Annotated in this window: 15 protein-coding genes; 6 read left to right on the forward strand and 9 right to left on the reverse strand. The window is 62.0% G+C overall.

Features of this window, described 5'->3' with window-relative positions:
• Both GIW79_RS24120 and GIW79_RS24125 read right to left on the reverse strand, forming a co-directional pair.
• The coding region (locus GIW79_RS24120) for an efflux RND transporter permease subunit (RefSeq protein WP_236477423.1) at positions 1-1495 on the reverse strand (1495 nt) is incomplete at its 3' end.
• Complete coding sequence (locus GIW79_RS24125; RefSeq protein ID WP_236453950.1) at positions 1492-2658, reverse strand: efflux RND transporter periplasmic adaptor subunit; 1167 nt, start codon at positions 2656-2658, stop codon at positions 1492-1494. The genes GIW79_RS24120 and GIW79_RS24125, both read right to left, overlap by 4 nt.
• Before the next feature lie 213 nt (positions 2659-2871).
• Between GIW79_RS24125 and GIW79_RS24130 the strand changes: the two genes are divergently transcribed.
• Entirely contained in the window at positions 2872-3105 is a 234-nt protein-coding gene (locus tag GIW79_RS24130) for a hypothetical protein (protein WP_105225809.1), read from the forward strand.
• Positions 3106-3267: 162 nt separating this feature from the next.
• Complete coding sequence (locus GIW79_RS24135; protein ID WP_034126351.1) at positions 3268-4050, forward strand: transporter substrate-binding domain-containing protein; 783 nt, start codon at positions 3268-3270, stop codon at positions 4048-4050.
• Between the two features lie 261 nt (positions 4051-4311).
• Here GIW79_RS24135 and GIW79_RS24140 read toward each other — a convergent pair whose 3' ends face one another.
• The 5 genes from GIW79_RS24140 to GIW79_RS24160 all read right to left on the reverse strand — a co-directional run bounded on the left by GIW79_RS24140 (position 4312) and on the right by GIW79_RS24160 (position 8807).
• Positions 4312-5055, reverse strand: a complete 744-nt coding sequence (locus GIW79_RS24140; RefSeq protein ID WP_236453952.1) for a YkgJ family cysteine cluster protein — start codon at positions 5053-5055, stop codon at positions 4312-4314.
• Between the two features lie 108 nt (positions 5056-5163).
• A complete protein-coding gene (locus GIW79_RS24145; RefSeq protein ID WP_060763541.1) occupies positions 5164-5646 on the reverse strand; it encodes a GNAT family N-acetyltransferase in 483 nt (160 codons plus the stop codon).
• Positions 5647-5649: 3 nt separating this feature from the next.
• Positions 5650-6552 (reverse strand): chemotaxis protein CheV, encoded by a 903-nt coding sequence (locus tag GIW79_RS24150; RefSeq protein WP_014716988.1) that lies wholly within the window; start codon positions 6550-6552, stop codon positions 5650-5652.
• Positions 6553-6728: 176 nt separating this feature from the next.
• Positions 6729-7703 (reverse strand): 2-hydroxyacid dehydrogenase, encoded by a 975-nt coding sequence (locus tag GIW79_RS24155; protein ID WP_236453954.1) that lies wholly within the window; start codon positions 7701-7703, stop codon positions 6729-6731.
• A gap of 144 nt (positions 7704-7847) precedes the next feature.
• Positions 7848-8807, reverse strand: a complete 960-nt coding sequence (locus GIW79_RS24160) for a LysR family transcriptional regulator (RefSeq protein WP_034126355.1) — start codon at positions 8805-8807, stop codon at positions 7848-7850.
• 181 nt (positions 8808-8988) lie between these two features.
• Between GIW79_RS24160 and GIW79_RS24165 the strand changes: the two genes are divergently transcribed.
• Genes GIW79_RS24165 through GIW79_RS24180 form a run of 4 tightly spaced genes read left to right on the forward strand, consistent with a single transcriptional unit; the run spans position 8989 to position 13749 of the window.
• Complete coding sequence (locus tag GIW79_RS24165) at positions 8989-10500, forward strand: efflux transporter outer membrane subunit (protein ID WP_236453708.1); 1512 nt, start codon at positions 8989-8991, stop codon at positions 10498-10500.
• A 10-nt stretch (positions 10501-10510) separates the two neighbouring features.
• Positions 10511-12688: an FUSC family protein gene (locus tag GIW79_RS24170; protein WP_072447117.1), complete on the forward strand. Its 2178-nt coding sequence runs from the start codon at positions 10511-10513 to the stop codon at positions 12686-12688.
• Positions 12678-12878 carry a DUF1656 domain-containing protein gene (locus GIW79_RS24175; protein ID WP_005784982.1) on the forward strand — a complete coding sequence of 67 codons (201 nt, stop codon included), beginning with the start codon at positions 12678-12680 and terminating at the stop codon, positions 12876-12878. The genes GIW79_RS24170 and GIW79_RS24175 overlap by 11 nt, the downstream gene beginning before the upstream one ends.
• 10 nt (positions 12879-12888) lie before the next feature.
• Positions 12889-13749: an efflux RND transporter periplasmic adaptor subunit gene (locus GIW79_RS24180; protein WP_020301246.1), complete on the forward strand. Its 861-nt coding sequence runs from the start codon at positions 12889-12891 to the stop codon at positions 13747-13749.
• Positions 13750-13932: 183 nt separating this feature from the next.
• Here GIW79_RS24180 and GIW79_RS24185 read toward each other — a convergent pair whose 3' ends face one another.
• Both GIW79_RS24185 and GIW79_RS24190 read right to left on the reverse strand, forming a co-directional pair.
• Positions 13933-14334: a hypothetical protein gene (locus GIW79_RS24185; protein WP_054898825.1), complete on the reverse strand. Its 402-nt coding sequence runs from the start codon at positions 14332-14334 to the stop codon at positions 13933-13935.
• Positions 14327-15514: an MFS transporter gene (locus GIW79_RS24190; RefSeq protein WP_236453707.1), complete on the reverse strand. Its 1188-nt coding sequence runs from the start codon at positions 15512-15514 to the stop codon at positions 14327-14329. The genes GIW79_RS24185 and GIW79_RS24190 overlap by 8 nt, the downstream gene beginning before the upstream one ends.
• Between the last annotated feature and the right edge of the window lie 29 nt (positions 15515-15543).

Raw genomic sequence — 15543 nt, forward strand, 5'->3', positions numbered from 1 at the left:
GGGTAGGGGCACGCATGAACAAGGCGGCCAGCGTCGGTGCCAATGTCAGCGAAACCACCACTGAAATCAGAATGGTCGCGGTGGCCGTCAACGCAAATTCCTTGAACAACCGCCCGACCACACCGCCCATGAACAACAGCGGAATAAACGCTGCTACCAGCGAGAAGCTGATGGATACCACGGTAAAGCCAATTTCACCCGAGCCCTTGATCGCTGCTTCGCGCTTGCCCATGCCTGCCTCCAGGTGCCGATGGATGTTCTCCACCACCACAATCGCATCGTCCACCACAAAGCCCACGGCGATCACGATGGCCACCAGGGTCAGGTTGTTCAGGCTGAACCCCATCACATACATCAGGGCGAAACTGGCCACCAGCGAGACACCCAGCACCGCAGACACAATCAGCGTCGCCGACAGTTGACGCAGGAACAACGCCATCACCGCCACCACCAGCAGGATGGCGATCAGCAGGGTCATTTCCACTTCGTGCAGTGAGGCGCGGATAGTCTTGGTGCGATCGGTCAACACGCTGACCTGCACCGAGGCCGGCAACATGCCTTGCAGGCGCGGCAGCTCGGCTTGAATGCGGTCGACGGTGTCGACGATGTTGGCGCCGGGCTGGCGCGAAATCACCAGGTTCACCCCAGGCGTATCGCCGGACCAGGCTTGTACGTAGGCGTTTTCCGAGCCGTTGACGACGTTGGCGATATCACGCAGTTGAACCGGCGCACCGTTCTTGTAGGAAACGATCAGTTGGCCGTATTCCTCAGGGTGAAACAGCTGGTCGTTGGTCGACAGGGTGGACACGCTGTTGTCGCCATAGATCGCGCCCTTGGCCAAGTTGAGGCTCGACTGCTGGATGACCAGGCGTATATCGGCGAGCGTCAGGCCAATGGCCGCGAGCTTGTCAGGGGAGGCCTGCACGCGAATCGCCGGGCGTTGCTGGCCGGTGATGTTGATCTGGCCGACGCCGTCGATCTGGCTGATCTGGCGCGCCAGCAGGGTTTCCACGTAGTCGCTCAGCTCGGTGCTGGGCATGCTGCTGGAGCTGACGCTGAGGATCAACACCGGGCTGTCTGCCGGGTTGACCTTCCTCCAGGTAGGCAAGCTCGGCATGTCGCTGGGCAGCTTGCCGGACGCGGTGTTGATCGCGGCCTGGACTTCCTGGGCGGCGGTGTCGATGCTTTTTTCCAGGGTGAACTGCAGGGTCAAGAGGCTGGAGCCCAAGGCGCTACTGGAGGTCATCTGGGTCATGCCGGGGATGGCACTGAACTGCACCTCAAGAGGCGTGGCCACCGATGAGGCCATAGTGTCCGGGCTGGCGCCAGGAAGTTGCGCGGTAACCTGGATGGTCGGGAATTCCGCTTCCGGCAGTGGCGCGACGGCCAGGTTCGGGAAGGCAATAATCCCCAGCAACACCAACGCGAAGGTCAACAGCAGGGTGGCGACCGGGTGATCAACGCACCAGGCTGAGGGCGACCGGCTTGCGCTCATGGCTGCACCTGGGCGTCGGCGGTGTGGATCACTTGCGGCGGCTCCTTGAGCACCTCCACCTGCGCACCGGCCTTGAGCCGAGATTGCCCATCGCTGACCAGCACATCGCCGGCCCGCACGCCTTTGATGATATTGATGTCGCTGTTCTGGTAGGCGACTTGCACCGGTACCACCTCGACTTTGTCAGCGTTTACGCGGTACACGAAATGTGAGTCCAGCCCACGCTGCACCACGGTCGGCGGCACCACCAGGGCGTTCTTGTCGAGGGCCGTCTGGATTTTGATGGTCACCAGTTGTCCCGGCCATAGCTTATGCGCCGGGTTGCTGAACTCGGCCTTGGCCCGCAGGGTGCCGGTGGTGGAGCTGATTTGGTTGTCGATCAGGCTCAGGTGGCCTTCGCCGAGCAGGTCGCCGGTCTGGCCATCGGTGTCGGCGCCCAGGTAGGCGTCGACGGTGGCCCGGGTGGGGGCGGCGATCAGGCCCTGCAAGGTTGGCAGCATCTGCTGTGGCAGCGAGAACTCAACGGCAATCGGGTCGAGTTGGGTGACGGTAAACAGCCCCTGGGTGTCGCTCATGCGCAGGAAGTTGCCTTCGTCCACGTTGCGGATGCCCACGCGGCCACTGACCGGGGAGCGAATCTGGGTATAGGAAAGTTGTACTTGAGCCGCATCAATGGCCGCCTGATTGCCCTGCACCGTGGCCTTGAGCTGGTTGACCAGTGCCTGTTGCTGGTCATAGGTCTGTTTCGACACACCGTCGTCGATGCTTAGCGCCTTGTAACGCTTGAGATTGACCAATGCCACTTGCAACTGTGCCTGGCTTTCGCCCAATTGCGCCTTGGCCTGGTCGAGGCTGGCGCGGATCGAGCGGTCGTCGATGGTAGCCAACAGATCGCCAGCTTTCACCGATTGGCCTTCCTTGACCAGCAACTGGGTGAGGATGCCGTCGATCAGCGGGCGAATCACCACGCTGTGCAACGACAGCACTGAGCCTATGCCGCTGACAAACCTGGGAACGTCCTGTTGCGCGACGCTCACTACCCGTACCGGGATCGCCGTGGCCGCTGCCAGGCGGGGCTTGGCAGGCCGTGTTACTGCCCAGGCGGCCACCGCCAATACCAAGAGGATGCCCACCATCAGGGCCGTGTTTCGTTTTATCTGCATGGGAGGCGCCGGGCGCAGTTGCACGTTTTAAGCTGCAAGCTGCCAGTTGAAGGTTGGGTAGCTGCTTTATAGCCCGGTAATGCGGTCAGCACGGTGACGCCAAACTGACAGCCGCGACAGCTAGCGCTTTTTACTTGTGGCTTGAAGCTTACCGCTTGCCGCTTTGCCCCCGTATACTGGCGCTTTTACGCCTATCGCTGCGCCGGAGCCCCTATGACGTCCCCAACCCAACCCCCTGTCGACGCGGCTGACCCCGTCGATTCGGCCACCGCCGACGGCGTTGAAAAAGCCGAGATCCCGGCGTTCAAGTTCCCCTTCAAACCGGGTGAGCTGGCTGGCGCCAAGAATGCCAGCCAGCCCTGGTACAAAGGCGGCGCCAAGAACGGCCATACCAAGACGCCAGGCATGGCGCCTCCGGGCACTCGCCGCTCCATGGGTAAACGCTGAGATTAAAGCGTTGCGTGCGTTATAGGCAGTTGCCTACATCGCCCGTGGACATTTCTGCTTGTAGGTCTGCGACCGATTCTTGAAAGCTTGCACAGCGTTTGCTTCGTCCCGATGACGCTCATCGGGGCGTGGTGAGTCAGCTTTCCGGAAAAGGACATTCCCGTGGCCCTGATACACCTTTGTGCGGTGCTTGCCCTCTTGCTCTCGACAAGTGTCGTTGCCGCCGACGTTCAACCGCGGCGTGAAATCCGTTTCGCCGTCGCTGCACATTTTCCGCCTTTTCAAAGCCGCAATTCCCAAGGGCAATTGGTGGGGCTGAACATTGAACTGGGCAATGCCCTGTGCGAGCAGCTCAACGTGCGCTGTACCTGGGTTGACCAGATCGTCATGGAAAATTTCCCCGCCCTTGAGGCCAGGCAGTTCGACGCGATCATGGGCATGGCGCCCACCTGCAGTCGACGGCGACGGGTGAGTTTCACCCGTGATCTCTACCCGATCACCACTCGGCTGGTGGCGCGTAAAACCTCGGGCCTGCGCCCTAATCGACGGTCGCTCAGGGGCAAGCGTGTCGGGGTGCTGGTGCGCAGTAATCGGGAAGCCTTTGCCCTGTCGCAGTGGGCGCCGGCAGGGGTAATCATCAGGAGTTTCTGGCTCAACGACCAACTGGTGCAGAGCCTGGTTTCGGGCGATATTGACGCGACCCTTCAAGGCGCCGTGGAGATCCGAGAGGCCCTGCTAGACACGCCCCAGGGCTTGGACTTCAATTTCATGGGGCCGCCTGTGTCGTCTGGCCTGCTGGGTAATAGCGTGGCGATTGCGGTGCGAAAAACCGATACCGCGTTGCGTAATGAGCTTAATCACGCGTTTGAGCAACTGATGCACAATGGCGAATACCAACGCATCCTCCAGCCCTATCGCCTCGATGTGTTGCCTGCCCATCCATGAGCGCTAATGTGTGAGTGCAACTCTGTTCCCGAGAGGCGCCTATCTACCTGACACTCCGAGCTCCAAATGTGGGAGCTGGCTTGCCTGCGATGACGGCCTGACAGCCTGCGACTATCTAGCTGACACCCCACAGTTGGATCGAGGGGCGTCAGGGAAATTGTCGTCGAATGGTAGGCCGTCGCGGGAGCAGCTCCCTCGCCACAGGTCCAGCGTCGCGCTGAAGTTGAGTAGATACCTACGCCAAAATAAGGCCGTAGTAGCCTAAGCCGCCCTCAACGAGATAAACGCATAATTGGCCGGCACCTCGGTGGCAATGCGCGCCCCGGCATCCAGCACCTGTTCAGCGATGTCCATCCCCGACACATGAAACACCCATTCATTGGCCATTGCCGGCAGTTCAACCGCCTGTTCAATGGCCTGGGCAAACGCCTGCATGTCCGGCAGGTACGCGGTAAACCCGTCGCCCTTGAGTGCGGTCGTGCGAATGCCAAGCAACGCGCACACCGCTTCTTTGGTCTGCACGTCATCACGGTCGGCCTGGCGTGAACGGCGAATCAGCTCGGCCAGTTGCGCATCCATCAACTCACCACCGACGATCAGTGCAGGGCCTTGCTCCCAGGATTCCGGCGGGCAGTCCTTGGCGCTTGGGTTCAGTGGGATATGCGGGTTGATCTCCATCGGGTAGATGCGGCACACCAGCGGGCGCCGTTCGTAGATGCGGCAGCGGTTGTCTTCGTCAAGATTCCGGCAGCGTCCGGCGTTATAGGCGGCAAAGGTAATTGCCACAAACGCCTCGGTATTGCCGCTAGGCACGACCACTGAGCGGCGCTCAGCGTGTTCCCGTTGTTGCAGGGGCAGGCCCAGGCCATTGCCGAGAAAGCCCTCGACCAGAACGATGACGTTGCCGCCGTCCGCCGCCCAGCTGCGGGCTTCTTCGAGGGTCAGGGGCACGTGATGGTCGCTGCAGCATTTACCGCAACCGACGCAGGAAAAGTGTGTGTTCATGGCGGATCTGTCACCAGGCAAGGTCAGAGGGCACGCTTGAGGGGTGACGGGTTTTTACCTCTATCTACCGCTCAGGGGCTCTGGAAGCAAGTTATGCGCCAGTGAGGATCAGCCCTTGGATACGATGTCGCGCAGCACAAATCGCATGCCCGCACTTTCATACAGTTGCCGGGCGCGCAGGTTGCTCTCCAGCACCTTGAGGTCCACATAGGGTTCACCGCGCTGCTTGAATACCTGGAAGCTGTGCAGCAGCAAGGCGCGGCCCAGTCCTTGGCCTTGGGCGCAGGGGTGTACGGCCAGGTTCTTGATAAAGGCGCTGGTCCAGCATTGGGCCACTGCGAGAACACCGTCGTGGTTACTGGCCACCAGGCACAGCGTCGGGTCGTACTCGGCATCGGTGACGAACTGCTGGCGCCACTCATCCAGGTGGCCGACACGGCCGCCTCCCTGGTCCTGGGTCATGCGCAGCACGGCATGGATTGCCGGGGCCAGTTCATCGCGATAATGATCCAGCCGGGTATCCGCTGGCCACTGCGGGGCGGGCAGGCTGCCGGTGAGGTCGCGACGCAGCAGCTGGTAATACTCGCCCAAGGCTTACAGGCCCTTTTGCGCCACGGTTTGTGCGGCGACGACCAGGCATTTGGTCAATTCTGGGGATGAGAATTTGGTGAGGACTGAGTCGGCACCGGCCAGGCGTGCTTTTTCGCTGTTCATCGCGCTGTCCAGGGAGGTGTGCAACAGCACGTAGAGGTCCTTGAAATCCGGGGTTTCGCGCAGGGTGCGGGTGAGGGCGTAGCCGTCCATCTCAGACATCTCGATGTCCGACACCACCACGTTGATCTGTTCAACCGTGCCTTGCAGCTCCAGCAACACGTCGATGGCTTCCTTGGCGCTGCGGGCTGTGTGGCAGGTCAGGCCGAGGTTGCGCAGGGTGTGTACCGATTGCTGCAAAGCCACCTGGCTGTCGTCCACCACCAGGATGCGGGCGTTACCCAGCACTTCGGCTTCTTCCATGGTCAGGTCGGTCGGCGCCGCTTCAATCGGTGCCGGGGCGATGCCATGGATGACTTTCTCGATATCCAGCACCTGCACCAGGCCACCTTCCACTTGGGTAACCCCGGTGATAAACGCCCGATTGCCGCCGGAGCCGTAGGGAGGCGGGCGGATATCGGTGGTCAGGCAATGCACGATCTTGCTCACCGCCTGCACGTGCAGGCCCTGTTTGGAACGGCTGACATCGGTGACGATCAGGCAGCCGCCATCCGGGTCTTGCAAGGGCATTTCACCCAGGGCGCGGCTCAAGTCGATCACCGACAACGAAGCGCCGCGCAAGGTGGCGATGCCTTTGACGTGCGGGTGGGACTCCGGCAGCTTGGTCAACGGCGGGCAGGGGATGATCTCGCTGACTTTCAACAGGTTGATGGCCATCAGCTTGCCGCTGCGCAAGGTAAAGAGCAGAAGCGAGAGTGAGTCTGCGCGGGCTTTGGTGGTGGACATAAAAACCTTCTGTGGATCAGGGATGACGATCTATACACCGTTATCGACCTTGTCCTCGAAAACTGTAGGAGCGAGCTTGCTCGCGAAGAACTTCAAAGCGCCGCGTTAAAACAGATTTTGCGCGTTATCGTTGACGTTTTTCGCGAGCAAGCTCGCTCCTACAGTGGGGTGGGGTGTCAGCCCTTCCAGGCCTGTGGGTTCACCAGATCCTGCGGGCGTTGGCCCAGCAGGGCGCTGCGCAGGTTGTCCACGGCGCGGTTGGCCATGGCTTCGCGGGTTTCACCGGTGGCCGAACCAATATGCGGCAGGGTCACCGCATTGCTCAGTTGGAACAACGGCGATTCAGCCAGCGGTTCCTTTTCGTACACATCCAGCCCGGCACCACGAATACGCTGGGTTTGCAGGGCTTCGACCAGCGCAGGCTCATCCACTACTGGCCCACGGGAGATATTGATCAGGATCGCGCTGGACTTCATCAACCCCAGCTCCCGGGTGCTGATCAGGTGATGGGTCTTGTCGCTCAACGGCACCACCAGGCAGACGAAATCCGCCTCGGCCAGCAACTGCTCCAGGCTGCGAAACTGCGCGCCCAGTTCCTGCTCCAGCGCGGTCTTGCGGCTATTGCCGCTGTAAAGGATCGGCATATTGAAGCCCAGGCGCCCACGCCGGGCCACGGCCGCGCCGATATTGCCCATACCGACGATGCCCAGGGTCTTGCCGTGCACATCGCAACCAAACAAAGGCGCGCCCACGCTGGCTTTCCATTGGCCGGCCTTGGTCCAGGCGTCCAGCTCGGCCACCCGGCGGGCGCTGCTCATCAGCAGGGCGAAGACCAGGTCGGCGGTGCTTTCGGTGAGCACATCAGGGGTGTTGGTGAGCAGGATCCCGCGCTCGTTGAAGTACGGCACGTCGTAGTTGTCGTAGCCCACCGACACGCTGGACACCACCTCCAGCTTGCTCGCGCTTTCAAGCTGCTCGCGGCCCAGCTTGCGGCCCACGCCGATCAAACCATGGGCATGGGGCAGGGCTTCGTTGAACTGTGCGTTGATGTCACCCAACTTGGGGGTGGGCACGATCACCTCGAAATCCTGTTGCAGGCGTTCGATCATCGGTGGGGTGATACGGCTGAAGGCCAGGACAGTCTTTTTCATGGCAGAACTCCACTCAACATGTGGGAGCTGGCTTGCCTGCGATGACGGTGTGTCAGCCACTATTGTGTTGGCTGATCCACCGTCATCGCAGGCAAGCCAGCTCCCACAATGAATTTATAGGGGGTGGGAAGCAGCATTTCAAAATCAGTTCGCCATCCGCACACCACCGCTCAACTCATACGCCACCAACTCCGCCTGGTGCGCCGCCAGAATTTCCGGCAACGAACCGCGCAGGTATTCCACCCAGGTTTTGATCTTTGCATCCAGGTATTGGCGCGAGGGGTAGATGGCGTACAGGTTCAGCTCCTGGGAACGGTAGGTCGGCATCACCCGTACCAGTGTGCCGTTGCGCAGCCCTTCGATGGCGGCGTACACCGGCAGCAGGCCGACGCCCATGCCGCTGGTGATCGCGGTTTTCATCGCATCGGCCGAGTTAACCAGGAAAGGCGAGCTGTTGATCGCCACGCTTTCCTGGCCTTCAGGGCCGTTGAAGGTCCATTTGTCCAGCTGTACCACCGGGCTGACCAGGCGCAGGCACGCATGGTTGAGCAAGTCCTGGGGCCGCTGTGCGCAGCCCTTGGCCTTGACGTAGTCCGGCGAGGCGCAGGCGATGCTGTAGGTGATGCCCAGGCGCTGGGAAACGAAACCTGAGTCCGGCAGTTCGCTGGCCAGCACGATGGACACGTCGTAGCCCTCGTCGAGCAAATCCGGCACGCGGTTGGCCAGGGTCAGGTCGAAGGTCACGTCGGGATGGGTGCGGCGATAGCGGGCAATGGCGTCAATAACGAAATGCTGGCCGATGCCGGTCATGGTGTGCACTTTCAACTGCCCGGCCGGGCGCGCATGGGCGTCACTGGCTTCGGCCTCGGCCTCCTCGACATAGGCGAGGATCTGCTCGCAGCGCAGCAAATAGCGTTTGCCGGCTTCGGTCAGCGCGATGCGCCGGGTGGTGCGGTTGAGCAAGCGGGTTTGCAGGTGGGCCTCAAGGTTGGAGACCGCGCGCGAGACGTTGGCCGTGGTGGTGTCCAGTTGCACGGCGGCGGCGGTGAAGCTGCCGGCTTCGGCCACGCAACTGAAGGCGCGCATGTTTTGCAAAGTGTCCATGGAGTGTTCTCAAGGGAGATAGCAAATTGTGACAGAAAGTTACGCTTTCAGTGATCCCTACCAACGGATTATCGCCTGAACGGTAACAAAGATTCACAAGAATGCCAGCTTATCGTCCTCCCTGGCGCCGCCTAGAATTGCGCCACCTCTCCCGCAACACCCTCTCAGGAATTCGCTTGCCGTGCCGCGTCGCATCAGCAGAGAGCTGAAGACTCTCAGTGTTTGGGCCTTAACGTCAGTCATCAGCGGTTGCATCGGAACCGGAGGAATCGCCCCGCAGGGCCAGGCGATCAACGCCAATAGCCTGGCCACCGACGCCGCGATCCAGAGCGCCGCCCGCGACGCCCACTGGCCCACCGCCCAATGGTGGCAGGCCTACGGCGACCCGCAGCTCAACCGTTGGGTCGAACTCGCCACCCGCAACAGCCCCAGCCTGGCCGTGGCCGCCGCCCGCGTACGCCAAGCTCGGGCGCTGGTCGGCGTGGCCGAGTCGGCCGAGTCGCTGCAGATCAACAGCGACACCACCCTCAAGCGCCACAACTGGCCGAAGGATCAGTTCTACGGTCCTGGCGAATTGAGCGGCGCCAACACCTGGGACAACAATTCGTCCCTGGGACTGAGCTACGCCCTCGACCTGTGGGGCCGGGAAAGCTACACGACCGAACGTGCGGTCGACCTGGCGCACATGAGCGCCGCCGAAGCGCGCCTGGCCCAACTCGAACTGCAAAACAACGTGGTGCGCGCCTATATCCAGCTGTCGTTGCAGTACGCCAACCGCGACATCGCGGCCGCCACCCTGGCCCAGCAACAGCAGATCCTGGACCTGGCCAACAAACGCCTGAGCGCCGGGATCGGCACTCACTTTGACGTCAGCCAGGCTGAAACCCCGCTGCCGGAAACCCATCGCCAACTGGATGCCCTGGACGAGGAAATCGCCCTGAGCCGTAACCAACTGGCGGCGTTGGCCGGCGAAGGCCCGGGGGAGGGCGCGCAATTGCAGCGCCCGACCCTGGCCCTCGCCGCGCCGTTGAAATTGCCCTCCAGCCTGCCGGCGCAATTGCTCGGCCAACGCCCGGATGTGGTTGCAAGCCGCTGGCAGGTAGCAGCCCAGGCACGGGGTATCGATGTGGCTCATGCAGGCTTCTATCCCAACGTCGACCTGGTCGGCAGCCTTGGCTACATGGCCACCGGCGGCGGCATGCTGGAATTCCTGGCCGGCAAGAAATTCAACTACAACGTCGGCCCGGCGATCACCTTGCCGATCTTCGACGGCGGCCGCCTGCGTGCGCAATTGGGTGAAGCCAGTGCCGGCTACGACATCGCGGTGGCCCAGTACAACCAGACCCTGGTCAATGCGCTCAAGGGCATCAGCGACCAGTTGATCCGCCGCGAGTCCATGGACAAACAGTCGGCCTTCGCCGCGCAGTCGGTGGCCTCGGCGCAGAAAACCTACGACATCGCCATGGTCGCCTATCAACGTGGCCTCACTGACTACCTCAACGTGCTCAACGCCCAAACCTTGTTGTTTCGCCAGCAGCAGATCGCACAACAGGTGCAGGCGGCACGCCTCAGCGCCCATGCCGAGCTGGTGACCGCCTTGGGCGGCGGCCTCGGTGCTGGCGACGATGTGCCCACGGCTGCCAAGACACTCCCAAGCAAGACTCCGGCGGCGCTCGCCGTGTTTGATCACTGAGTAGGCCTTGATGACTCCCTTGCCTGCACCGCTGCGCTGGCTGCATTCCCTTGAGTGGCGCCGTGGTTTTTTCGACTGGGCACGCAGTGATGGCGTGACCTGGGTGTATATCTTCAAAGTGCTGGTCGCTGCGTTCCTGACGCTGTGGCTGGCGATGCGCCTGGAACTGCCGCAACCGCGCACGGCGATGATCACCGTATTTATCGTGATGCAGCCCCAGAGCGGCCAGGTGTTCGCCAAGAGTTTCTATCGCTTCCTCGGGACCTTGGCAGGCTCGGCGGTGATGGTGCTGTTGATCGCTTTGTTTGCGCAGAACACCGAACTGTTCCTCGGTGCGCTGGCGATCTGGGTCGGCATTTGCACCGCTGGCGCCACGCGCAATCGTAACTTTCGCGCCTATGGGTTCGTGCTCGCCGGCTACACCGCGGCGATGGTCGGCCTGCCGGCCCTGGCCCACCCGGACGGCGCCTTCATGGCGGCGGTGTGGCGGGTGCTGGAAATCTCCCTGGGGATACTGTGCTCGACACTGGTCAGCGCCGCCATCCTGCCGCAGACCTCCAGCGCCGCCATGCGCAACGCGCTGTACCAGCGCTTCGGTGTGTTCGCGCTGTTCGTGACTGACGGCCTGCGCGGGCGCAGCCAGCGCGAAGGCTTCGAGGCCAGCAACGTGCGCTTTATTGCCGAAGCCGTGGGCCTGGAAGGCTTGCGTAGCGTCACCGTGTTTGAGGACCCGCACATGCGTCGGCGCAACGGGCGGCTCAGTCGCCTCAACAGCGAATTCATGAGCATCACCACACGCTTCAACGCCTTGCACCAATTGCTCGAACGCTTGCGCGCCGATGAGGCCGACCATGTGGTGGCAGCGATCAAACCCGGCCTGCAAGACCTGGCCGAAGTGCTCGACAGCTTCTCTGGCCGCGCCCTCACCAGCCCCGATGCCGCGCGCCTGGTCAACCAACTGAGCGCCTACAAGGACGGCCTGCCCGCCAAGGTGCGCAGCCTGCGGGCGAGCTTCCAGGAGGGCAACCCGACGGACGCCGAGCAGTTGGATTTCCACACTGCCTACGAGCTGCTGTACCGTTTCGTCGACGACCTGCACAACTACGCGCAAACCCACGCGTCCCTGGCCGAGCATCGCCATGCGCGGGAGGATTGGCACGAAGCCTACACGCCAAAGACCAACTGGTTGGCCTGTGCCGCTGCCGGGGTGCGCGCCTCGTTTATCCTGGTTGTGCTGGGCAGTTACTGGGTGGCCACTGCCTGGCCCAGCGGCGCCACCATGACCCTGATCGCGGCGGCCACGGTGGGCCTGTCTGCTGCCACGCCCAACCCCAAGCGCATGGCGTTCCAGATGGCCTGCGGCACCTTGATCGGCGCCTTGGTCGGCTTTGTCGAAATGTTCTTCGTGTTCCCCTGGATCGACGGTTTCCCGCTGCTGTGCGTGATGCTCGCGCCGGTGATCATCTTCGGGGCCTTTCTGTCTTCACGCCCGCAATACGCCGGTGTGGGTGTGGGCCTGCTGATCTTCTTCAGCACCGGTTCGGTGCCGGATAACCTAACGGTCTACAACCCTTACACCTTTATCAACGACTACATCGCCATGGTCATCGGCATGCTGGTGTGCGCGGCGGCGGGTGCGATCATCCTGCCGCCCAACAGCCGCTGGTTGTGGCGCCGCCTGGAGCAAGACCTGCGTGAGCAAGTGGTGTATGCCATCAGCGGCAAGCTCAAGGGCCTGGCGTCGAGCTTTGAAAGCCGCACCCGCGACCTGCTGCACCAGGCGTATGGCCTCGCGGCCGGCGAGCCGCAGGTGCAGCGCGATTTGCTGCGCTGGATGTTCGTGGTGCTGGAGGTCGGCCACGCGATCATCGAGCTGCGCAAGGAGCAGGCGATTTTGCCGGTGCACCCGGCGTATGCCGAATCGCAGCCGTGGCGCCAGGCGATCCGCGTGATGGGGCGCTCGCTGGTGCGGCTGTTCCTGCAACCCAGCGCCAGCAACCTGGAGCGCGGGTTGATTGCCGTCGACCATGCGATCAGCCGTGTGCAGGCCACCGACGAACCCTTCGCCCCGCACTTCGACACCTCGGCCCTGCGCCGTGTGAAGAGCTACCTGCACTTTATTCGCACCTCGTTGCTCGACCCGCAATCGCCTCTGGCCGCCCTCAAAGGAGCCCCGAATGCCTCGTGAAATTGCATTCCACGGCATCTATATGCCGACCATGACCCTGATGTTCTTGATCGCAGCCGGGCTGGCCTGGGCGATTGATCGCTTCCTGGCCGGGTTCGACCTGTACCGTTTCTTCTGGCACCCGGCGCTGCTGCGCCTGAGCCTGTTCGCTTGCCTGTTCGGCGCCCTGGCGCTGAGCGTCTACCGTTGAGAATGCCCCGATGAAAAAGTTTTTCAGCCTGCTCGCCACCTTGCTGGTTCTGGCGTTGGCGATCTGGATTGGCCGCACGTTGTGGGTGCACTACATGCAAACGCCGTGGACCCGCGATGGTCGGGTGCGCGCCGACATTATCAATGTGGCGGCTGACGTCACCGGCGAAGTGGTGGACGTACCGGTACGCGATAACCAGTTGGTGAAAAAAGGCGACCTGCTGATGCAGATCGACCCCGAGCACTACCGCATTGCCGTCAAGCAAGCGCAATCGCTGGTGGCCTCCCGCAAGGCCACCTGGGAAATGCGCAAGGTCAACGCGCACCGCCGCGCCGACCTCGACGCCCTGGTGATCTCCAGGGAAAACCGCGACGACGCCAGCAACATCGCCGACTCGGCCCTGGCCGATTATCAGCACGCCCTGGCGCAACTGGAGGCCGCCGAACTCAACTTGAAACGCACGCGAGTGCTGGCGGCGGTGGACGGTTATGTCACCAACCTCAACGTGCACCGTGGCGACTATGCGCGTATCGGCGAAGCGAAGATGGCTGTGGTGGATATGAATTCGTTCTGGGTGTATGGCTTCTTCGAAGAAACCAAACTGCCCCACGTGAAGGTGGGCGACAAAGCCGATATGCAATTGATGAGCGGCGAGACCTTGAAGGGCCATGTGGAAAGCATCTCGCGCGGCATCTACGATCGCGACAACCCCGAGAGCCGTGAACTGATCGCCGATGTGAACCCGACCTTCAACTGGGTGCGCTTGGCCCAGCGTGTGCCGGTGCGGATTCACATTGATGAAGTGCCGGAGGGCGTGTTGTTGGCGGCGGGGATTACCTGCACGGTGATCGTCAACCCAACACAAAACTAAAAAATGTGGGAGGGGCAAGCCCTAATGCCAGTCAGTCAAGGCTTTTGTAGGAGCGAGCTTGCTCGCGAAAAACTCATAGGCGCCGCGTTCATTCAGGAAGCACGCGTTATCGTTGAGGTTTTTCGCGAGCAAGCTCGCTCCTACAGTGGGCGATGTAAGCCCCCTCATACATCTAGACCCGCGTCAGGCTTTGATAAAGGTCTCATGCAAGTGCCGCCACAGCAGCGTGCCACTGGCCTGTTTCTCGAACACCACTGTGGCGCGGCGGTCGGTCTGGGTGCCACTGTCGTCAATCTGATGCTCGCGATACGTGACCGTCGCGCCGCGTGCGTGACGATCAATCCCGGTCATTTCGCTCAAGGTGATTTTCAACCCCGGACGCATCCCGCCCAGGCGCGTGAACAAGGCATTGACCCCGGCCGTGTTGACCCGCGTACCGGTGGCGGGCGCCACCATGCTGAACTCGGGTGAGAAGCGCGCCAGCAGATTTTCCAGCGTGCCCTCAGGCGCAACGCCGGCAAACCATTGTTCGATCTCGACGTGGGTCTGGATCACTTCTTCAAAAAAATCGCTGTAGTCAATCATGTTTGGGCTCGCTGCAAGGGTGAAGCAGCGCGCGTACCCTGGAAGAATCCAGGCGCAACACTGCGAAAAGCGGCAACAGGGTCAGAGCTGCCGCCATCGTGAAGGTAATCGCGAAGGAATCCAAGGCCGACAGTACTGCACTGAGCACGGCGGCGCCCACGCAGAAACTCACTTGCCGGTTCATGTTCCACAACGCGCTGGCGTGGCCCATGCGCTCGGCGGGAATATCCAGAAAGGCCAGGGTTTGTGCGGTGCTGCTGCACAAGCTGCCGCCCAGGCCCATCAAGACGTAGGCCGCAATAATCAGCGTCGGCTCGTTGAGCAGCAGGATACCGCCGCATTGCAGCGCCATGCCGGCCAGTAACAAGGGTTTGGGGCCAAAGCGATTGAAGAGTCGCTTGCTCAGGTAGATCGCCACGGCCGAGGCCAGTGCCCACGGCAGCATGAGCGCGCCGGTCTGGGTGGCGTCATACTCCAGGCCACGCACGTAGAGGATGGCGATCAGGCTGGTGCCGATAAATACCCCCGGAATACACAGGTAAACCAGCATTGCCACGCGCAGCATCGGGCTGGCGGCTTGTTTGAACACACTGCCCAGGTCCAGGGGCGGGCGCTCGGTTAAAGGCGCATCGGGTTTTATCCACAGCAGCGCCAGCAGCAGGGTCACTAGCGCCAGAGGCAGGTTGGCGTAGAAAATCCAACGCCAGGACAGGCTGTCGACAATCACCCCGCCCAACGCCGGGGACAGCGCTGGCACCAGCAACGCCACCGACATCACCCGCGCTGTCAATTGGCTGCGCTCGGCCGCGGGAAAGTGTCGGTAAGCCATGGCTTGCCCCACCGGAATCAGTAAGCCGCCGCCGAGCCCCTGCAAGGCGCGCCAAGCTATCAACGCTTCGATGGAGCCAGCCTGGCCGACCATCACCGATGCGCCGGCAAACAGCAGCAGGCTGGTAGCGATCAGGGTGCGCTCGCCCATGAGCGCCGCCAACCACACACTCAAGGGAATGATCACTGTCAGCCCGAGCATGTAGGCATTGCTGATCCACGCTAACTGGGTGACCGAGGCGTGCAGTTCGCGGGCGATATCCGGGTAGGCGACGGTGGCGACAAACATGTTCACCAGGTCCAGGGCAAAGCCCAACAAAAAGATCCAGGCGACTTTCGAGCGGTAGGTCATGAACGCGTTCCTGCGAGTGGAGCCGGCAG

The organism is Pseudomonas sp. PA-7-1E (assembly GCF_021605325.1).
GTDB lineage: Bacteria > Pseudomonadota > Gammaproteobacteria > Pseudomonadales > Pseudomonadaceae > Aquipseudomonas > Aquipseudomonas fluorescens_BV.